The 18854-nt window shown below is 73.4% G+C and carries 18 protein-coding genes; 10 read left to right on the forward strand and 8 right to left on the reverse strand.

Annotated features, from left to right (window positions below; genetic code table 11):
• Window positions 1-352 (forward strand): integrase core domain-containing protein (locus ABTX60_RS20970; protein WP_352098506.1); only part of this gene is annotated, 352 nt, incomplete at its 5' end.
• 15 nt (window positions 353-367) lie between these two features.
• Here ABTX60_RS20970 and ABTX60_RS20975 read toward each other — a convergent pair.
• Both ABTX60_RS20975 and ABTX60_RS20980 read right to left on the reverse strand, forming a co-directional pair.
• A complete protein-coding gene (locus ABTX60_RS20975) occupies window positions 368-604 on the reverse strand; it encodes a hypothetical protein (protein ID WP_104784418.1) in 237 nt (78 codons plus the stop codon).
• A 66-nt stretch (window positions 605-670) separates the two neighbouring features.
• Entirely contained in the window at window positions 671-1480 is an 810-nt protein-coding gene (locus ABTX60_RS20980; RefSeq protein WP_352098507.1) for an SDR family oxidoreductase, read from the reverse strand.
• A gap of 122 nt (window positions 1481-1602) precedes the next feature.
• Between ABTX60_RS20980 and ABTX60_RS20985 the strand changes: the two genes are divergently transcribed.
• The 4 genes from ABTX60_RS20985 to ABTX60_RS21000 all read left to right on the forward strand — a co-directional run bounded on the left by ABTX60_RS20985 (window position 1603) and on the right by ABTX60_RS21000 (window position 5934).
• The gene (locus ABTX60_RS20985; protein ID WP_352098508.1) at window positions 1603-2643 is read left to right on the forward strand and encodes a PHP domain-containing protein; all 1041 of its coding nucleotides are present in this window, start codon (window positions 1603-1605) and stop codon (window positions 2641-2643) included.
• Window positions 2644-2682: 39 nt separating this feature from the next.
• Window positions 2683-3348 carry an HAD family hydrolase gene (locus ABTX60_RS20990; protein ID WP_352098509.1) on the forward strand — a complete coding sequence of 222 codons (666 nt, stop codon included), beginning with the start codon at window positions 2683-2685 and terminating at the stop codon, window positions 3346-3348.
• Window positions 3349-3553: 205 nt separating this feature from the next.
• Window positions 3554-4696: an FUSC family protein gene (locus tag ABTX60_RS20995; RefSeq protein ID WP_502992364.1), complete on the forward strand. Its 1143-nt coding sequence runs from the start codon at window positions 3554-3556 to the stop codon at window positions 4694-4696.
• A gap of 209 nt (window positions 4697-4905) precedes the next feature.
• A complete protein-coding gene (locus ABTX60_RS21000) occupies window positions 4906-5934 on the forward strand; it encodes an SDR family oxidoreductase (protein ID WP_352098511.1) in 1029 nt (342 codons plus the stop codon).
• A gap of 89 nt (window positions 5935-6023) precedes the next feature.
• On the opposite strand, the gene ABTX60_RS21005 is transcribed toward ABTX60_RS21000, so the two are convergent.
• The 4 genes from ABTX60_RS21005 to ABTX60_RS21020 all read right to left on the reverse strand — a co-directional run bounded on the left by ABTX60_RS21005 (window position 6024) and on the right by ABTX60_RS21020 (window position 11948).
• Window positions 6024-6305, reverse strand: coding sequence for a hypothetical protein (locus ABTX60_RS21005; protein WP_352098512.1), 282 nt, complete (start codon window positions 6303-6305; stop codon window positions 6024-6026).
• Window positions 6306-6366: 61 nt separating this feature from the next.
• Window positions 6367-7656 carry an ROK family transcriptional regulator gene (locus ABTX60_RS21010; protein WP_352098513.1) on the reverse strand — a complete coding sequence of 430 codons (1290 nt, stop codon included), beginning with the start codon at window positions 7654-7656 and terminating at the stop codon, window positions 6367-6369.
• A gap of 116 nt (window positions 7657-7772) precedes the next feature.
• Window positions 7773-8735: a phosphotransferase family protein gene (locus tag ABTX60_RS21015; protein ID WP_352098514.1), complete on the reverse strand. Its 963-nt coding sequence runs from the start codon at window positions 8733-8735 to the stop codon at window positions 7773-7775.
• A gap of 30 nt (window positions 8736-8765) precedes the next feature.
• Window positions 8766-11948 (reverse strand): bifunctional cytochrome P450/NADPH--P450 reductase, encoded by a 3183-nt coding sequence (locus ABTX60_RS21020; RefSeq protein ID WP_352098515.1) that lies wholly within the window; start codon window positions 11946-11948, stop codon window positions 8766-8768.
• A 221-nt stretch (window positions 11949-12169) separates the two neighbouring features.
• Between ABTX60_RS21020 and ABTX60_RS21025 the strand changes: the two genes are divergently transcribed.
• From ABTX60_RS21025 to ABTX60_RS21045, 5 genes are all read left to right on the forward strand, one after another.
• Complete coding sequence (locus ABTX60_RS21025; protein ID WP_502992365.1) at window positions 12170-12748, forward strand: PAS domain-containing protein; 579 nt, start codon at window positions 12170-12172, stop codon at window positions 12746-12748.
• 100 nt (window positions 12749-12848) lie between these two features.
• Entirely contained in the window at window positions 12849-13343 is a 495-nt protein-coding gene (locus tag ABTX60_RS21030) for an FBP domain-containing protein (RefSeq protein ID WP_352098517.1), read from the forward strand.
• Window positions 13344-13452: 109 nt separating this feature from the next.
• Entirely contained in the window at window positions 13453-14706 is a 1254-nt protein-coding gene (locus tag ABTX60_RS21035) for an FUSC family protein (RefSeq protein ID WP_352098518.1), read from the forward strand.
• Window positions 14707-14751: 45 nt separating this feature from the next.
• On the forward strand, window positions 14752-15939 hold the full coding sequence (locus tag ABTX60_RS21040; RefSeq protein ID WP_352098519.1) for a hypothetical protein: 1188 nt from the start codon (window positions 14752-14754) through the stop codon (window positions 15937-15939).
• 301 nt (window positions 15940-16240) lie between these two features.
• The gene (locus ABTX60_RS21045) at window positions 16241-17434 is read left to right on the forward strand and encodes a lactonase family protein (RefSeq protein WP_352098520.1); all 1194 of its coding nucleotides are present in this window, start codon (window positions 16241-16243) and stop codon (window positions 17432-17434) included.
• Here ABTX60_RS21045 and ABTX60_RS21050 read toward each other — a convergent pair.
• Window positions 17402-18130 (reverse strand): DUF2470 domain-containing protein, encoded by a 729-nt coding sequence (locus ABTX60_RS21050; RefSeq protein ID WP_352098521.1) that lies wholly within the window; start codon window positions 18128-18130, stop codon window positions 17402-17404. The genes ABTX60_RS21045 and ABTX60_RS21050 overlap by 33 nt on opposite strands.
• An 85-nt stretch (window positions 18131-18215) precedes the next feature.
• On the reverse strand, window positions 18216-18824 hold the full coding sequence (locus tag ABTX60_RS21055; protein ID WP_344455602.1) for a TetR/AcrR family transcriptional regulator: 609 nt from the start codon (window positions 18822-18824) through the stop codon (window positions 18216-18218).
• Window positions 18825-18854 lie beyond the last annotated feature (30 nt).

Raw genomic sequence — 18854 nt, forward strand, 5'->3', positions numbered from 1 at the left:
CCGGGCCGCAGCCTTCTTCGCCACCTGCGGCATCGACCGCATCGAGCGCGTCCTGACCGACAACGCCTGGCCCTACCGCAAAAGCTTCGCCTGGCAGCAGGCCCTGGCCGACCTCGACGCGACCGGCAAGCTCACCCGCGCCTACCGGCCGCAGACCAACGGCAAGGTCGAACGCTTCAACCGCACCCTGCTCGACGAATGGGCCTACCTACGCCCCTACACCAGCAACACCGAGCGGATGGCAGCTCTGACAGACTTCCTGCACACCTACAACCACCACCGCTGCCACACCGCACTCGGCGGCCACCCACCCATCAGCCGCGTAAACAACCCTGCGGGTCAATACACCTAGGGCCTGTCTGCGGCACTAATGCACGGTCCAGGTGAACTTGTCTCCGCCCACCCAGCGGACCACGTCCGGGTCGTCCATGTCGTGCACGGGGATGCCGAACGCGGCCGCGGCCGCCAGCACGTCGGTGACGGCCCGGGCCTCCCCGACCACCTGGCCGTCGATCTGCACGATCCGGAACGGCGGTGTGCCCGGCTGTACCCCGAGCACCAGGATCCGCGGGTGCGATATGTACGGGCTCGCGCTTTCGGTCATGCATCGAGCCTAGAACGCAACCGGCGCCGGCGCGGGTCCAGGGCGTCCGCCGAACCCTCCGGCCGCTCAGGGGCGGCGCCAGTCGTGCCCGGTCAGGTGGGACCCGGCCTGCGGGCCCATCCGCAGCATGCCGCCGTCGACGCTCCAGGACGCGCCGGTGACGTACGAGGCGTCCGGACCGGCGAGGAAGGCGATGACCGCGGCGACCTCGCGGGCGTCGCCGGGCCGGCCGAGCGGGATGCCCGGGCGGCTCTCGGTGTGCGGGTCGGTGTCCTCCTGCCCGGTCATGGGCGTGGAGATCTCGCCCGGGGCCACGGCGTTGACGGTGATGCGGTGCTCGGCCAGTTCGAGTGCCATGACCTGGGTGAGCAGCCCGAGCCCGCCCTTGGCGGCGCAGTAGGGGGCGGCGCCCACCCGCGGCTGGTGTTCGTGGACGGATGTGACGTTGATGATCCGGCCGCCCTGGCCGTGCCCGATCATGTGCCGGGCCGCCTTCTGCCCGCACAGGAAGGGCCCCACGAGGTCGACGTCGAGGACCTCGCGCACGTCCGACAGTTCCAGGTCGAGGAAGGGCGTCATGGTGCCGGTGCCGGCGTTGTTGACCAGCACGTCGATGCGGCCCAGCCGTTCGCACAGCTCGTCGACGGTGTCGGCGGCGTCGGGCAGCCGGGTGAGGTCCATCCGGGCGACCTCGGCCCGCTGCCCGTGCGCACGCACCTCGTCGGCCGTCTCCTGCGCCCCCTTGCGGTCGGTGTGGTAGGTGATGCCGACGTCCATGCCCACCCGCGCCAGGTGGACCGCGGTGGCGCGGCCGATGCCGGAGTCGGCACCGGTGATCACGGCGACTTTGCTGGTGGGCGCGGTGGGGTCGGACATGGCGGGTCTCCTCGTCGAGGGGTGGGGGCGAGGCATCGCAGTACCCGGGGGGATACCGGGCAAACCGTCCGCCCGTCGTGCGCCCCGCCGGGCGCTGGGCAACCCTTGAGGTGGAGGTGGCGATGGATCCCGTCGAGGCACTGGACCGGATCGCCTTTCTGCTGGAGCGGTCCCTGGCACCGACCTACCGCGTGCGCGCCTTCCGTACGGCGGCCCGTGTACTGAAGGACCTGGGTGGGGACGAGGTGCGCCGGCGGGCGGCGGACGGCTCGCTGGAGAAGCTCAAGGGCGTCGGCCCGAAGACCGCCCAGGTGGCCCGGGAGGCGCTGGCCGGTGAGGTCCCGGGCTATCTGGACAAGCTGGAGCGCGAGGCGGAGGAACAGCCTGCCGTGCGGGGCGGGGAGAAGCTGCGGGCGCTGCTGCGCGGGGACTGCCATCTGCACTCCGACTGGTCGGACGGCGGCAGCCCGATCGAGGAGATGGGGCGGGCCGCCGCCGAGCTGGGCCACGACTGGGCGGCGCTGACCGACCACTCCCCGCGGCTGACGGTGGCGCGCGGGCTGTCGCCCGAGCGGCTGCGCGAGCAGCTGGACGTGGTGGCGGAGCTGAACGACACCTGGGCGCCGTTCCGGCTGCTGACCGGCATCGAGTGCGACATCCTCGAGGACGGCACGCTCGACCAGGAGCCGGAGCTGCTGGACCGGCTCGACGTGGTGGTGGTGTCGGTGCACTCCAAGCTGCGCATGGACACGAGGCCGATGACCCGGCGGATGGTTGCGGCCGTACGCGATCCGCACTCGGACGTGCTCGGGCACTGCACGGGGCGGCTGGTGACCGGGCGGGGGCGGCCCGAGTCGGAGTTCGACGCCGACGAGGTGTTCGCCGCGCTCGCGGAGACGGGCACGGCCCTGGAGATCAACAGCAGGCCGGAGCGGCTGGATCCGCCGCGGCGGTTGCTGCGCCGGGCCGTGGACGCGGGGGTGCTGTTCTCCATCGACACCGACGCGCACGCGCCGGGACAGCTGGACTGGCAGATCAACGGATGCGCACGGGCGGAGGAGTGCGGTGTGCCGCCCGAGCGGGTGGTGACCACGTGGTCCCTCGGCGAACTGCTGGCCTGGACCCGTGAGCGGCGGCTGCCGTCCGGCGTGGCGGGCGGCTGACGTGGTACCCGCGCGGCCGGAGAGAAAGGGACTGCACCTATGGAACGCGCGGAACGGGCGGCTGTGTTCGACGTCGACGGCACGCTGGTCGACACCAATCATCTGCATGTCGTGACCTGGTGGGAGGCGTTCCGGCAGGCGGGCCACCAGGTGCCGATGCACGCCATCCACCGGGCCGTGGGCCTGCCGTCGACCGACCTGGTCGCCCATCTGCTGGGCGATGACCGGGACCAGGACCAGGACGCCGACATCAGCGCCGGTCACAAGGCGCTGTACGGGCAGTACTTCGACCGGCTGCCCGCGCTGCCGGAGGCCGGAGCGCTGCTGCGGCGGCTGCACCGGGACGGCTGGAGGGTGGTGCTGGCCACCTCGGCGGGTGGCGCGGAGCTGAGCGCGCTGCGCGGGGCGATCGACGCGGACGAGGCCATCGCCGCCACGGCGAGCGCCGACGACGTCGACGAAGGCAAGCCCTCCCCCGAGCCGGTCGAGCACGCCCTGGAGCTGGCCGGCGTGCCGGCGGAGCGGGCGGTGTTCGTCGGCGACACCGTGTGGGACATGCGGGCGGGCAGCAGGGCCGGGGTGCGCTGTGTGGGCGTCCTGTGCGGCGGCATCCCGCGCGCCGACCTCGCGGAGTCCGGCGCGGACGCGGTCTACGCCGACCCCGCGCACCTGCTGTCGGTCCTCGGCGACAGCCCGCTGGCATGAAAGAACGTGAAACCGCCGGTCATGCGGATACCCACAGCGCATGACGCGTGTGACCGGTGCGGGACGGCGGAGGGCGGGAGCCTTCCGCGGGCGGAGGGACATGAACGAAGACATGGGGGCGGCCTCGAACGCACGGCCCCAGGGAGCACCCAGGGCTCAGGGGCGGTTCGCGGATCTGCAGCAGAGAACGCGGAGCGTGCGTCCGGTGGATGCCGTGCGGCGGGATTCACGGTCGGCCTGGGAGGCCGTGCGGGCTGCCTGGCGCGGGCCCGGACGGGAGCGGGACCTGGTCGTCCAGTCGCTGAAGGCCGCCGGGGCGGCCGTGCTCGCCTGGCTGGTGGGCGGCGTCTGGATGGGCGACCCGCTGGCGCTGATGGCGCCCTGGGTGGCGCTGGTGCTGGTGCAGGCCACCGTCTTCAGCTCCCTGGTGCAAGGAGCGCGGCAGTTCGGGGCCATCTGCGTCGGCACGCTGGTGGCCTCGGCGGCGCAGGCGATCACCGACGACACGCTCGGTGCGATCGCCCTTTCCGTACCGGTGCTGATGCTGCTCGCGAACTGGCCCCGCTTCGGCGACCAGGGCATCTACGCGGCGACCACGGCCCTGTTCACCATCTCCTCGGGCATGGTGAGTCTGTCCGCCGTCGGGCACCGGGTGGAGCAGGCGGCGATCGGCGCCGTCATCGGCGTCGCCGTCAACGCGTTCGTGTTCCCGCCGATCCACCTGCGGGACGTACGGACGAACCTGGCGGGGCTCGCCCGGGAGACGGGGGACGTGCTGCACCTCATCGCCGGTGATCTGCGCGAGGGCGACTGGGACGCGCAGACCGCCGCCGGCTGGGTCAGCGCCTCGAACCGCTTGGACCACCGCCTGAAGGCGCTTCGCTCGGCGCGCCGGTGGAGTCAGGAGAGCCTGCGCCTGACCTACGCCCCGCTGCGCGTACTGCATCGGGTGCCGCACGAGGGTGTCCTGCCGGCGGTGGAGGAGGACGAGCGGCTCAGCAGGGTCACCGGGCACGTCGCCACGCTCACCCGGGCGCTCGCGGTGTCCGTGGACGACAAGCGCACTCCCGCCCCGCCCGAGGGCCCGGCGCTGCGCTCGTACGCGCGTCTGCTGGAGCTGATCGGGGACGCCCTGTGCGCGGAGGCCGACAGTCTGCTCGACGGCAGTGTGACCGCCAGGCCGGGCGAGGAGACCGAGAAGGCCATGCGGGAGCTTCACGAGGAGTTGCAGGACGGACTGCGCCGGCACGCCGGGGAGGGGGCCGCCCACACCGCCGTCCTGGGCACGCTGCTGCTCCAGGCGGAGAACCTCTGGGCCGAAACCGTCCCGGGCGTCGAGGAGGAGTGACACACCTCACCGGGCAGGGGTTCCGGGCGCGGAACACCCGCAGGTGGTTGCCCGTTGAACAAGGTGTGGGTCCGGACCGGACCCGCCCCTGAGCCGCCCCGGCCGTGATTCCCCCGTCCGGCCGGGGCTTTCCTCTCCCCACGTGCATTCCGTGCGTCCCGGGTACTCGGTCACCTCTCGTGGAACCAGACGGCCGAGAGGAGCACGAAGTGAGCAGCGGAACGGGCATGAAGGTCGTCGTCACGGGCGCCACCGGCAACGTCGGCACGAGCGTGGTGCGCTTGCTGTCCAAGGACCCGGAGGTCGCCTCGGTGCTGGGTCTGGCCCGGCGGATCCCCGACTGGTCTCCGCCGAAGACGGACTGGGCCGCAGTCGATCTGGCCTCCGAGAGGTCCGGCCTGGTGGAGCGGTTCACGGACGCCGACGCGGTGATCCATCTGGCCTGGGCGTTCCAGCCGACGCACGACCCGGCTGCGACCTGGCGCACGAACGTGCTCGGCAGCATGCGGGTCTTCGAGGCGGTGGCCGAGGCGGACGTCCCGGTTCTGGTGCACGCCTCGTCGGTCGGCGCCTACTCGCCCGGCCCCGAGGACGGGGCGGTGGACGAGTCCTGGCCGACGCACGGCTGGCCGGACGCCGCGTACTGCCGGGAGAAGGCCTATCTGGAACGGGCTCTGGACACGTTCGAGAGGGACCGGCCCGAGATCCGGGTGGTGCGGATGCGGCCCGCCTTCCTCTTCCAGCGGGAGTCCGCGAGCGAGCAGCGCCGCATCTTCGGCGGCTGGTTCCTGCCCGGCCCGCTGGCCCGCCCGGAGCTCCTGCCGTTCCTGCCGGACATCCCGGGGCTCCGGGTGCAGGCGCTGCACACGGACGACGCGGCGAACGCGTACCGGCTGGCGCTGCGCTCCGGCGTCCGGGGCGCCTTCAATCTGGCGGCCGACTCGCCCGTAGACACGCGGCTGCTGGGCGAGATGTTCGACGCACGCCCCGTGCGGCTGCCGCGCGGCGCGGCCCGGTCGGCGATCGCCGCCGCCTGGGGTCTGCATCTGCTGCCCGCCTCCCCGCACCTGTTCGACGCGGTGCTGCGGCTGCCGCTCATGGACTGCACGCGTGCGCGAACGGAACTCGGCTGGCGGCCTGAGCACACGGCTCCCGAGGTGCTGGAGGAGTTCCTGCTGGGCTTCCGGCAGGGGGCGGGGGCGCCGACGGAGCCACTGCGGGGACGCAAGGTGGGCTGATCCGGGCGGTGCTGCACGAGACCCACGACATGCGCGAAGGCCGCAGCCGACCCCCACAGCCGGCTGCGGCCCTCGCTGGGATGCCCTCCTCAGGCGGAGGGCTCGTCCGGCACCGGGTGCTCGGGGTGAACCGTTCCCGAGTGCGGTGCTCCCTGCCGGCCCGTCCCCGCTTCGTCCGTGTCGGGGACGTCGCCGGTGGGCTCGTCGGTCTCGTCGTCGCTCCGGCGCTCGGTCTTCTCACCCTCGCCGGTGCCCGTGAAGCGCGGGGCGACCTCCCACGGGTCCTCGCCGTCGTCGGCCTGCTGGTCCGGCATGTCCCGCGGGATGGGCTCACCGTTCTCGCCGGGTCCTTCGAGCCGGTGGTCGGTCACGGCGTACTCCCTTCTGTGGTCCGGGCGCCACGCGAGTACCTCCGCGGTGATCGGCGAAACCTCAGCGCGGAATCCGCTCCTGAAGTGCCGTGCGCCAGGCGGGGAGCGGATACTCCGGTGCCGGGTCGGGGCGCCGTCCGCCGCGTGCGAAGAAGTCGGCGAGCGGCAGGATCGCGGCACCGACCGTGACCGCGTCGGGTCCGAGCCGGCCGAGATCGACGGTCACTTTCCCGGCCGGGTGACGCAGCGCGTACGACATGGCGTGACGGCGTACGGCGGGCAGGAAGCGTGAGCCGAGCGCCAGGCCCGCCCAGCCGCCGATGAGGATGCGCTCGGGCTGGAAGAGGTTGATCAGGTCGGACAGGCCCGCCCCGAGGTACTCGGCGGTCTCCTCCAGGACGGCCAGCGCCACGGGGTCGGCCGCACCACCCTCGGGCGGGTAGGCCGCGGCGAGCATCGCCGTGAGGGCGGTCTCCTCGTCGGCGCCGTCCGGGATTCGGCCGCCCTCCTCCCGCCAGCGATCCAGCAGGGACTCGGCACCCGCGTACGCCTCCAGGCAGCCGAGCGCCCCGCACCGGCAGCGGCGCCCGCGGACCCGTACGGTCAGGTGCCCCCACTCGACCGCGCGGCCCTGCTCCACGTCGGGGGTGACGAGGCTCGCGCCGACGCCGGAGCCGAACAGCACCACGACGGCGTTGCGGGCGCCGCGTCCGGCACCGAACCACATCTCGGCCTGGCCCAGCGTCTTGGCACCGTTGTCGATGAAGTGCGGGACGGTGTCCGGCAGCGGGGATCCGGTGCGGAGCAGGGCCTCCAGCGGGACGGCCTCCCAGCCGATGGTCTGCCCGTGCACCAGCGTGCCGCGGTCGGCGGTGCGCTCGACGATGCCCGGGACGCCGATGCCGACGCCGAGGAGCCGCTCGGGTGCGAGGCCGGCCGTGGCCAGCACCTCGGCGATGCCCCGGTGGACGTGGCCGACGATGGCCTCGACCTCGTAGCGCTGCGGCGACAGCGGGTGCTCGGCGCGGGCCAGTTCGGTGAGGGTGAGGTCGAAGAGTTCGACCCGGACCCGGGTCTCGCCGACGTCGACCCCGATCATGTGGCCGCTGCCGGGTGCGACGCGCAGCAGGGTGCGGGGGCGGCCGCCGTCGGAGTCGACGCTGCCGGCCTCCTCGACCAGCCCGTCGGCGACCAGGTCGGCGACGACGTTGCTGACGGAACCGGAGCTCAGGCCGGTCGCCGGGCCGAGTTCGAAGCGGCTGAGCGGGCCGTCGAAGTAGAGCCTCTGCAGCACGGCCGTACGGTTGGCCCGCCTGAGATCGCGTACCGTGCGCCCGTTCCGCGCAGCCATGTGGCTCCTTTCGCGTCCCCTGTCCGACCTGCAACATACCGTCGGGGCCGGGCCCGGCGCGACATCCTCCAACCCTTATTTCATGATGTGAGCTAACCGGTGTCCGGCCGGCGGGTTCAGGACGTCTCCTCGATCTCGTCCAGGGCCGCGACGAGTGCGGGGCCGACCCTCTCCCGCACCCAGAGCCGCTGCTCCTCGCCGGCCTCGCGGGGAATCGTCTCGGTGAGCATGATCAGGTACAGGTAGGCCCGGTACAGGGCCAGTCGCACACGGGCCGGGGCGTCGAAGCGGACCCGGCCGCCGGCCTCCCGGTAGCCGCCGAGGAAGTCCTCGTCCTTCCTGATGTCCCCGAGCAGGGCCAGGGAGACGAAGTCGGCCAGGGGGTCGCCCCAGAACATGCGCTCCCCGTCGATGAGGCCGCCGATACGGGCCTCGCCGTCCGGGCGATGGACGAGGATGTTGCCCCGCCACAGGTCGAAGTGGACGAGACACGGGTCGGTGACCTCGTCGAGGGCGCCGTACGCGGACGCGGCGATGCCGGCCACGGCGTCGACGGAGCGGGGCAGCCACGCCCCGTAGCGCCGGGCGTCGTCGAGGACGGCGTCGAACATCGCCGTGAACGCCGTCCGCCAGTCGGGGGCGAGCGGGCCGAGGGCGCCGGAAGGGTAACCGTGACCGGGGCCGGTCACCTCGTGCAGGCGGGCGACCTGGCGTCCCAGTTCCGTGCGCAGGGCGGTCTGTTCGGGGTCGGTGAGCGTGCCGTCCCAGGGGTCGCCCGGCAGGGCCGTCATGAGCAGGAAGTCGTCCCCCGCCGACACCGTCCGCGGCGCGGGCACCCCGGCGCGGGCCGCCGAGCGGTAGAACTCGGCCTCCGAGACGAGCAGCCGCTTCTCGTGCCGCAGACCCGGGACGGCGGCGGCCGGCGGGATCTTCAGCACGTAGCGGCTGCCGTCGGTGAGCCGGAGTTCCTCGACGGTGTTGTAGGTGCCGCCGGTCAGCGGGGCGAGGTGGGCGAGACGGCCGGGGTCCAGGCCCGCCGCCTGGAGGATGTGCCGGGCCCGTTCCCAGGAGTCCACCACCGTGTGCCCACCCCTCCCCTGCCGCATCGGTCAGCCGGCCGCGTACACGTCCTCGACGTAACGCCCGTCCGCGATCAGTCCGTCGAGCCACTGCTCGGCGGCCGTCTCGTCGGAGCCCGGCGTGTGCTTCCGGAACAGGGTACGGAACGCCTCCCGCACCCCGGGCGCCATCCTGGAACCGTCACCGCAGACGTACACCCGCGCTCCGGAGTCCAGCAGGCCCCAGACCTCCTCGGCCTCGGCGGCGATCCGGTGCTGCACGAAGCGCACCTCGCCGGCGGGCGTCTCGCTGAATGCAGGGCGCAGGGAGACGGCGCCGGCGGTCTCGGCGGCGCGCAGTTCCTCGGCGTGCAGGAAGTCCGCGTCCGGGGCGTCGCAGCCGAAGTAGCAGAGGGCCGGGGCGAGTTCGGTGCCGGCCGTGAGGGCGGCCGTACGGTCGGCGATGGTGCCGCGGAACGGGGCGAGGCCGGTGCCCGCCGCGACCATGACGACCGGTGACGGGTCGCCGCTGACGTCGATCCGAAAGGCCTCCCGGCAGGGCTGCACGCGCGCGTAGACCGTGTCGCCGGGCTCGACGGTGGTGAGGTGGCCGGAGCCGGTGCCCCGGTAGACGCCCTTGCCGGAGCGGGCGGGCGCCTCCAGCAGCGACACCATCAGGTCCACGTGGCCGGGGTCGACGGCGGGCGAGGAGGAGATGGAGTAGTGGCGCGGGCGCAGCGGGGTGAGGAGGTCGAGGAGCTTCGGCCAGTCCAGGGCGCCGCGCAGGGCCGGGTGGTCCTCCAGGATCTCCACGAGGGTGCGCGGGTCGTCGGCGAGGGCGGCCAGGGCCATGCGCTCCGGCGGGCACGGGTTGGCGGCGGCGAGCGCGGCCAGCTGCCCGGCGCTCGGGCGCTCCTGCAGCTCCACGTGGTGGGTGAGGAGCTGCCGCACCGTCAGGGGCCGGTCCACGGCGATGCCGTCGCGGCGCGGGCGGGTGGCGCGGATGTCCAGGACGGTGTCGAGGTCGGCGCCGAGCGCGGCGGCGGCGCGGGCGACGAGGCCGGGGGCGTTGGCGGGCAGCACGGTGAGGTGGTCGGCCGTGCGGTAGGTGACGCCGTCCGGCAGCGCGACGCGGAGGAACCGCTTGCGCCGGGCGTAGCCGGGGGCGGTGAGGTCGCGGGCCTCGGTGACGCGCATGGGGACGAGGCCGTGCCGCTCGGCGAGAGCGTCCAGCGGGCCGCCGGTCAGGGTGCGGACCTCGTAGGCGGTCGCGGGCTCGGGGTCAGGGGTCGTGGCGTCGGGGTCGCCGTAGCGCTCCAGGAGGGCGGTGCGCACGGACGCGGTGAAGGCGCGGACGGTGCCGGCGAGGTCGCCGGAGGCGTCGGCGGCGACGCGTTCCACCAGGCGGGCGGCGCCGGACCCGGCGAGCCGCTCGTCGATGCGGGTGGGGACGTGCTGGTAGGTGGCGGCCCAGTTCCGGTCGCCGACGCCGAGGACGGCGTACGTCACGCCCGACAGGTCGTGGGTCTCCTCCAGCCGGGCGGCGAAGGCGGTGGCGTCGTCGGTGGGGCGGCCGTTGTAGGAGGCGGCGGTGATGACGACGGGCCGGTCGGTGGGCAGGCCTCCGGCGTAGGCGTCGAGGGGTGCCACCTCGGTCTCGCAGCCGATGGCGGCGGCCTCGTCCGCCAGCTGGGCCGCGAAGTCACGGCAGGTACCGTAATTGCTGCCGTGCAGGAAGAGGGCGGCGGTGCCGGGGCGGACGCGGGCGGGCAGGCCCTGCGGCTCGGCCGCGGCGGTGTCCTGGGCCGGGGCGGCTCCGGGCAGCGGGCTGTGGACACGGTCGGCGGAGGTGCGCGGCGTCAGCGCGAGGGTGAAGCCCTCGGGCTTGAGGGTGAGGGTCTCCTTGACGTCGAGCCGGTAGTCGGCGTGGTCGCCCAGCCGGTAGCGGTGGACGAGCATGGCCAGCAGCATGGTCGCCTCGTGCAGCGCGAACTGCCGTCCGATGCAGGCGCGCTCGCCGGTGCCGAACGGCTTGAAGGCGTGCACCGGCCGCTCCGCCTCCGCCTCGGCCGTGAAGCGGGAGGGGTCGAACAGCTCGGGGTTGTCGCCCCACACGGGCTGCCGGTGCAGCATCGGCGTGAGGACCAGGACGCCCTGCCCGGCGCGCAGCGGGATGCGGCCGCCGAGCACGGTGTCCTCGCGGGCCTCCCGGGAGAACACGGCGGCGGTGGGCCACAGCCGGAGCGCCTCGTTGAGGACCTGGCGGGTGTAGGTCAGCCGGCCGACCTCGTCGAAGGTCGGCTCGACGTCGGCCCGGTCGCCCCACAGCGCGTCGACCTCGCGCTGCACCAGCTGGAGCGCGGCGGGGTGCTTGGCCAGGTAGTACAGCGCGAAGGACATGGCGCCGGAGGTGGTCTCGTGGCCGGCGATCAGGAACGTGATGACCTGGTTGCGGATGTTGGCGGCGTCCAGCTTGGTGCCGTCGGCCGGGTGCTCGGCGGTGAGCATCAGGCCGAGGAGGTCGTCGGAGTCGCTCTGGTCGGTGCCGGTGCGCGCGGCGATGACCTCGTCGACGACCCGGGCGAGGTAGGCGGAGTCCTCGCGGAAGGCCGTGTCCTGCTCCGAGTAGTCCTGGCCGGGGACGCGTGCCAGGCGGGTCATGCTCCACTCCAGGCAGCGGACCATCGACTGGACGAAGGGGTGCGGCTCGGCCCGTTCGAAGGACCCGAAGTCGTAGCCGAAGCCGGCGAGTCCGATGGTGTCGAGCGTCATGCGGGTCATGTCGTCGGGCACGTTCACCGGCTTCCCGGCGCGGGCGTCGCGGTCCCAGGACGCGATGAGCCGACGGGCCACCTCCAGCATCACGGGGTGGTAGGTGCGCATGGAGCCGAGCGCGAAGGCGGGCATGAGGATGTCGTGCGCCTTGGCCCAGTTGGGCTCGTCGTTGTACGCCGTGAACAGCCCGTCGGCGGCGAACTCGCGGACATTGCCCAGACCGGGCCCGATGTGCTTGGCGAAGCGCTGCTCGTCGGCGAGTTCGGCCACGAGGTCCAGATCGCCCACGAACAGGGTGTCCCGCCCGTACAGCCGCCGCACGAGCACGGGCCCGTGCTCACGCATCAGGTCCATGACCTGCTGGATGGGCGCACCGCCGGGGCCGGTGGCGGAGATGTCGGCGACGGGGACGCCGGGGAGGGGGTCGGCGGTCAGGGGGGTCTGTCCGGTGGGGGGCATGACGCGGCAACTGCCTTTCGCGGTACGGAAGTACTGCGAACCAGCGTGATCCACCGGGCCGGGGAACCGACGCCCCGGCCCTACATGATTGTGTAGTGCGAGCAGATGCGCCGCTCTTGCGCGGGAGCGGCCCGGCGTGTCAGGAGAAGCTCGTGGAACTGGCCCGGCACGAGGCCGTGACGTGGCGCAACCGCGCGCTGCTCCTGTTCGACCGGGTCGCGATGCCGGTCGCGGTGTGTGACGTGTACGGGGCGGTGCTGCTGGCCAATCCGGCGATGGCGGCGGAGTGCGGCAGGACACCGGGGCAGCTACGCGGACGCGATGTGCTGGACCTGTTCAGCCCGCGGGAGGCGACGCAGGTGGAGCGCATCGCCGAGGCCCTGCGCCTGCGGCACCGCTCGCGCTACCAGGTGTCGGTGCGCTGGCGGGCCCCGTGCGGCACGGAACGCACCGGCGAATTGACGGCGGATCCGGTCAGCGACTCGGCGGAGGACACCCCGGCCCTGCTGGTGATGCTCCGGGTGGCCCCCGAACGCGTCCCCTCCCCGGCCGCCCCCGCGGAACAACCCCGGGTCACCCCGGCGGAGGCCCGCATCCTGGCCCTCCTGGCCGCCGGCGCCACCACGGCCCGAGCGTCCCGGGAGACGGGCCTCACCACCGACGGCGTGACCTACCACCTGCGCCGCCTGTCGTCCCGCTGGGACGCGTCCAACCGCACGGAACTGGTGGCCCGGGCCTATGCGCTGGGGGTACTCAGGCCGGGCGTCTGGCCGCCGGAGGTCTCAGGCGACGGGACCTGACGGAAATCCGGTCGCTCCCCGGCGTCACGACTGTCTAGTCTGACCCCGCCCCCAAAACCTAGAGCCCCTAGGTTTGCGAAGCCAACGTTCAGGAGCTCTCATGCAGCCGCTCACCGAGCAGGACATCCGCGCCTCCTTCGTCAACTGCTCCAAGGGCGAGGCCAAGCGGCTCGCCGTGCCCAGGGATCTCGACGCGCGGCTCTGGGACGACCTCGACTTCCTCGGGTGGCGGGATCCGGGGGCGCCGGACCGGAGTTATCTGGTGGCCGAGCGGGACGGGCGGATCGTGGGACTCTCGATGCGGTTCCAGGCCGCGCAGCGCGGGTTCCTGCACCGCAGCATGTGTTCGCTGTGCCTGACGACACATCCCCGGGGCGGGGTCTCGCTGATGACCGCCCGGAAGGCGGGGCCGGCCGGGCGCGAGGGCAACTCCGTCGGCGCGTACATGTGCACCGACCTCGCCTGCTCCCTATACGTACGCGGGAAGAAGGCTCCGGAGGCGGCATCCCGGTTCGAGGAGAGCCTCACCCTGGAGGAGCAGATCTTGCGGACCAGGAGCCACCTGGACGCCTTCCTCGACAAGGTGTACGCCTGAGCCCCTCGGTCGCCCGCGGATTGCCCCGGCACTAACGTCCTTCGTGAGCGTCCTTGATGGATGATCGACGGATGTGTTCGATGCGCCGGGGAAGGGGAACAGCCCGAGGATGCGAGAGGTACGTGAGTGGACGGCGCACGCCGAGCGGATCGTGAGGAAGCGCCGTGATCCGGTGGTCGTCCAGACGCTGCGGTCCGCGACGGCGGCGACGATCGCGTACGTCATCGCGCTGCGGCTGAGCCCGGAGCCGGCCCCTCTCACCGCTCCCCTTACGGCACTGCTCGTCGTCCAGGTGACGCTGTACGCCACGATCACCAACGGCTTCCGGCGGGTGAACGCCGTGGTGACGGGCGTGCTCGTCGCCATCGCGTTCAGCCTGCTGGTGGGTCTGACCTGGTGGAGCCTCGCACTGCTCCTGGTGGCCTCGCTGGCCGTGGGGCGGCTGGTCCGGGTGGAGGAGTACGTACCCGAGGTCGCGATCAGCGCGATGCTCGTCCTCGGCGTCACCAGCGTCGGGGACTATGCGTGGGCCCGGGTGGTGGAGACCCTGATCGGCGCCTCCGTCGGGCTCGCCTGCAACCTGCTGCTGGCTCCGCCGGTGTGGGTGGAGGAGGCGGGCGAGTCGATCGAGGGTCTGGCGCGCCGCCTGCGGCAGCTGATGCTGCGGATGGGCGAGGAGGCCGCCGGCGGCACACCCGTGGACCGCGCGGAGAGTCAGCTGCACGAGGCGCGACGGCTGGACCACGACATCGTCGAGGTGGACGCGGCGCTGCGGCAGGCCGAGGACAGTCTGCGGCTCAACCCGCGCGTGCAGGACAGCGTGCTGCACCGGGTCGTGATGCGCACCGGCCTGGACACGCTGGAGATCTGCACGGTCGTCCTGCGCGTGCTGGCCCGCTCCCTCACCGACCTCGCGAAGGAGCGCGAGCCCGAGCCGCAGTTCGAGGCCGAGACGGGCGCCGCCCTGGCGCAGCTGCTGTCCGAGATCGCCGACGCCGTGGTGAGCTTCGCGGTGCTGGTCACCACGCACCTGAGCGCGAGCGCCGAATCGGCGGAGGAACGGCTCGCCGCGGAACTGCGCACCGCCGCGGGCACCCGCGACAAGCTGGCCCTGCTGCTGCGCGAGGAGGCCGAGCGCGATCCGCGGCACTGGCAGCTGCCGGGAGCGATCCTGACGGAGGTCAACCGCATCCTCGACGAGCTCGACACCGAGCACCGCACCCGCCGCCTGTTCGAGGAACTCGACCGGGTGTCGCGCGAGCAGCGGGCCCGGATGCCCCGTCTGACGCGCCTGCGGGAGCGGCTGGGCGTCACGGAGCAGATGTGGCGGAACCGCGCGGGGTTCGATGGGCGTTCTCGCTGAGGGGAACGCCGGCAGGGGGCCGGCACCTGAGGCGAGGAGCGGGCCATGGCCGACACGACCGTGCGGGTCGACGGGAACACACTGCGGCTCCCCGGCGGGGTCGCCGTGCGGTTCATCCGCACGCTGCGCCTGCCGGAGACGGGCACGCATCCGCTGCCGCCGGGCCTCGGCGAGTTCCCGGTGCGGCGCGTCGCGGACTACGCGGACCGGGTCCCCGAGGAATGGCGGGCACGCGGCGGTGTGATGCTGCCGGTGTATCTGCGCGAGGCGATGTGGCTGAGCTTCGCGGGCACCTCGGAGCCGGCCGCGCTCCAGGTCGGCGTCGGCAAGGTGTGCGCGGTCTCGGGCCGGCCCTGGAGCGACCGGCCGGCTCGCGGCCCGCAGAACTACGTGGTGCTCCCCCGCCAGCCCTGGCTGGACGGCATCAACTCCGGCACGGGGACGGTCCGGCAGTTCGTGGCCGTCCCGCTCGGTCTGGGCGCCACCGTCGAGGGGCAGGTCACGGGCGAGGAGGTGTGGGGCGGCGTACAACTGCAGTCCTTCGCGCTGAACGACCGGGAGCTGGCGCGGTGGCGAGCGCAGGAGCGGCGGCGGCAGGTACCTCCCGCGCCCGCGCCGCCGGGCGGCTACGGCGCCGCGATGCCGGCCGCGTTCGGCAGCCCTGCGGCCGGCGGCTACGGGGCGCCCGCGGCCGGTGCTTACGGTGCGCCCGCGGCCGGTGGCTACGGCGCCGCGATGCCGATGGCGGCGCCCGCCGCACCGGGCGCCGTCCCGGCACCGGCCGCGACCGGAGCGGCTCCGCCGGCCCCCGGAGCAGCGCCTGCGCCACCGGCGAGCGCTCCGCGCGCGGCCGCCGCCATGGGCCTGGGTGTCGGCGGCTCCATGCGGCAGGAGGTCTACCAGGACGACCGACCGCTCTCGGACTGGTCGGAGAAGCCCGCCGGGCGGGTGTTCGTGCACCTGGTGACGCCGCCGGAGTGGCGCCGCATCACCGGCGAGGCCGCACCGCCGTCGCCGGTGGACCGGGCCGCCTACACCCGCGCGGGCCTGCCCTGGTTCGACTACTTCGACCAGGACGCGGAGGACCTCGCCCCCACGGACCCACTCCAGTCCGTGAAACCGGTCGGCGACTGGCTCGGCGACGACCACGAGCCCTGGCAGCCGCCCACGCCGGGGCAGACGCAGCAACTCAAGGACGCCACGGGCCGACCGGTCACGGACGGGGACTGGTAGCCGGCCGGGCATACCGGTCAGGGAGAGGGGACTGACAGTCTGCATACCGGTCATGGACGGGAGACTGATAACCGGCCGAGTCGACCGGCCGCAGACGAGGAGCCGGCAGTCGGTCGTGAGGCACCGACGGGGACTGGTGCCCGGCGGGGGACGTCGAGGACGGGGACCGTCCGCCCCTCCCCCTCCCCCTCCCGCGGATGTTGCACCCGACGCAACACCCGCTGCCTCTTGTTGCACCCGAGTGCCCGCAAACGCCAAGGTGGCAGTCACGACGGGGACCAGTGACGACCTGAGGGGCGACATGAGCAGTGGTGGCTGGAGCAGGCGCCGGTTCGTCGGCGCACTGACGGGCGGGGCCGCCGCGGCGGCGCTGCCGTCCTGCGACAACGCGCCCGCGCCCCCGTCGGCCCCGGCCGCGACGCCCGAGGCGGGTACGAGCCCGTCGCGCGAGGCCCGGCGCCCTTCCGGGCCCCGTCCGCTCCACCTCGGCACCTACACGTCCGTCGAGGGCGGCGGCAAGGGCATCGGCCTGGCCACGTACGACGCGGCGACGGGTGAGATCACCGGCGTCGGAACGATCGGCGGCGTCGGCGACCCGTCGTACCTCGCCGTCCACCCGGACCGCGGCACGCTGTACGCGGTGGACGAGCGTGACGACGGTGCCGTGACCGCCGTCCGGCTGTCCGACCGCAAGGTGCTGGGCAGCCGGAGCACCGGCGGCGCGGCCCCCTGCCACCTGTCGGTGCATCCGGGCGGGCGCTGGCTGCTCAGCGCCAACTACGGGTCGGGCAGCGTGGCCGTGCATCCGATCGACGCCTCGGGCGCCCTCGGCGAACGCACCGCCCTCGTCAGGCACTCCACTCCCCCGCCCGGCCCGGGCCAGGAGGGCCCGCACGCCCACCAGGTCGTCACGAGTCCGGACGGAGGCCATGTGCTCGCCGTCGACCTGGGGACGGACACCGTCTACACGTACCGGCTGGACGAGAAGACCGGCAAGCTCGCCGAGGTCGCGCAGGCGCACACCCGGCCGGGCACCGGACCACGCCATCTCACGTTCCACCCGGGCGGCCGGTACGCGTACCTCGCCAACGAGGTCGACAACACGGTGGCGGTCTGCTCGTACGACAAGGCCTCCGGCCGGCTGACCGTGGGCGAGGCGCAGTCCACGGGCACGGGTTCGGGCACGAACTACCCGGCACAGATCCTGGTGACGAGCGACGGCCGGTACGCCTATCTGGCCAACCGCGGCCACAACAGCATCACCCGCTATGCCGTCGAGGCCGACGGGTCCCGGCTCAGGCTGCTCGACACGGTGCCGGTGGGCGGCGACTTCCCCCGGCAGATCGCGTTCTCTCCGGAGGGCACTCTGCTGTTCGTGGCGAATCAGAAATCCTCCACCGTCACCGTCTTCCACGTGAACGAGGCGAACGGCGAACTGCGGCACACGGAGGAATCGTTCCCCTCACCCGTCGCCGTCTGCGCGCTGCCGCTGTAGGGCCCGCGGGCACGACGCGGCGGCGGCCTGGCCGAGCAGGACGTGCATGCGCTCGGTGAGCTGCGCGACGTCGTCGGCGGGCGTGTGAAAGGCGAGGCGTACGTCGCCGTGGGCGCGGACCCGTTCGATGCGCAGCGTCAGTCCGTGCCGGTCGACGGCGAGCGGCTGGACGCGCACCGCACCGTGCAGGCTGTCGGGCTCGACGAGCCGGGTGAGCCGTTCGACGGCGTCGGCGTGGCAGTCGGCGAGGTGGGTCAGCAGCCGGGCCTCTGCCGTGGTGAGCGGGTCGGGCACGGCGGCGGCGAACTCGGCGAGGTCCACGACCACGGAGCCGGACGGCCGCCGCAGCACGACACGGGTGGGCGTGAAGGCGAGCCTCTCCCCCTCGACGGCGAACCAGCCCGCGACCCACAGCCGGGCGCGGATCCGGTCGCGGACCGGGACGGGCGCGACGTCGGCGAACTCCAGCACCGCGGACGGCTCCCCGCGGGGTGCGCAGATCGCGGCCGCGAGCAGGGCGCTGTCCTCGGGCACGTCCACGAGCACCCGGCCGTCCTCGTCCACGCTGTGCGCGCCCACCAGTTCCTGCCGTGCGCCCTCCGCGGTCACGGAGCAGGACCACGCGGCGGCGAGCACCGAACGTGCCAGCTCCGCCGCGGCGGGAGCCGCCGTCCAGCTGTGCCTGTCGTCACCCATCCCAGACCTCCTTAGGTAAGCCTCACCTAACTTATCGGAGATCGGGGTGCACGCCAACCGCGTCACACGACCTTTGCGAGACCTTTCAGGGCGTGAGAACGCCCAGCAGGGCGCGTGCGCACAGCTCGCGCACCTGCTCGCGGCCCAACTCCGTGCCGCGCAGCCACTCCAGGCAGACGGCCGTGGTGAACGCCAGCCAGCCGCGCACGGCCAGCCGGACCTCCGGCCGTCCCTCGACGGCGGGGCCGAACTCGGGATCCGCGGCGAGGGCGGCGAGGATCTGCCGCTCCTGCGCGGCCAGGGCCCGCTGATAGACGCGCCGCACCGCCTGGTCCCCGGCCGCGTCGGCGCGGTGGAAGGCGCGATAGCCGTGCGCGTGCGCCTGGACGTACTCCAGGAACGTCTCCAGACCTGCCCCGAGTTGCTCGCGGACCGGTACGCCGGGTACCGCCGCCGTCATGCGCAGCATGCGCTCGCTCTCGCGCTCGACGACCGCCGCGAAGAAGTCCCGCTTGGTCGGGAAGTAGTGGTACAGCAGCCCGCGCGACACCCCGGCGATCTCGGCGACCTGCTCGATCCACACGTCGTCGTAGGGGCTCTCCGAGAACAGCCGCGCACCGACCGACAGGAGTTGCTCCCGGCGCTCCTCGGTGCTGAGCCGGCGGCGCGTGCGCCCGCCCTGGTTCGCGGCCATGCCCGCACTTTACTTGACGCCGGTTCAACA

It is taken from the genome of Streptomyces sp. NPDC126510 (genome assembly GCF_040302345.1).
Lineage (GTDB): Bacteria > Actinomycetota > Actinomycetes > Streptomycetales > Streptomycetaceae > Streptomyces.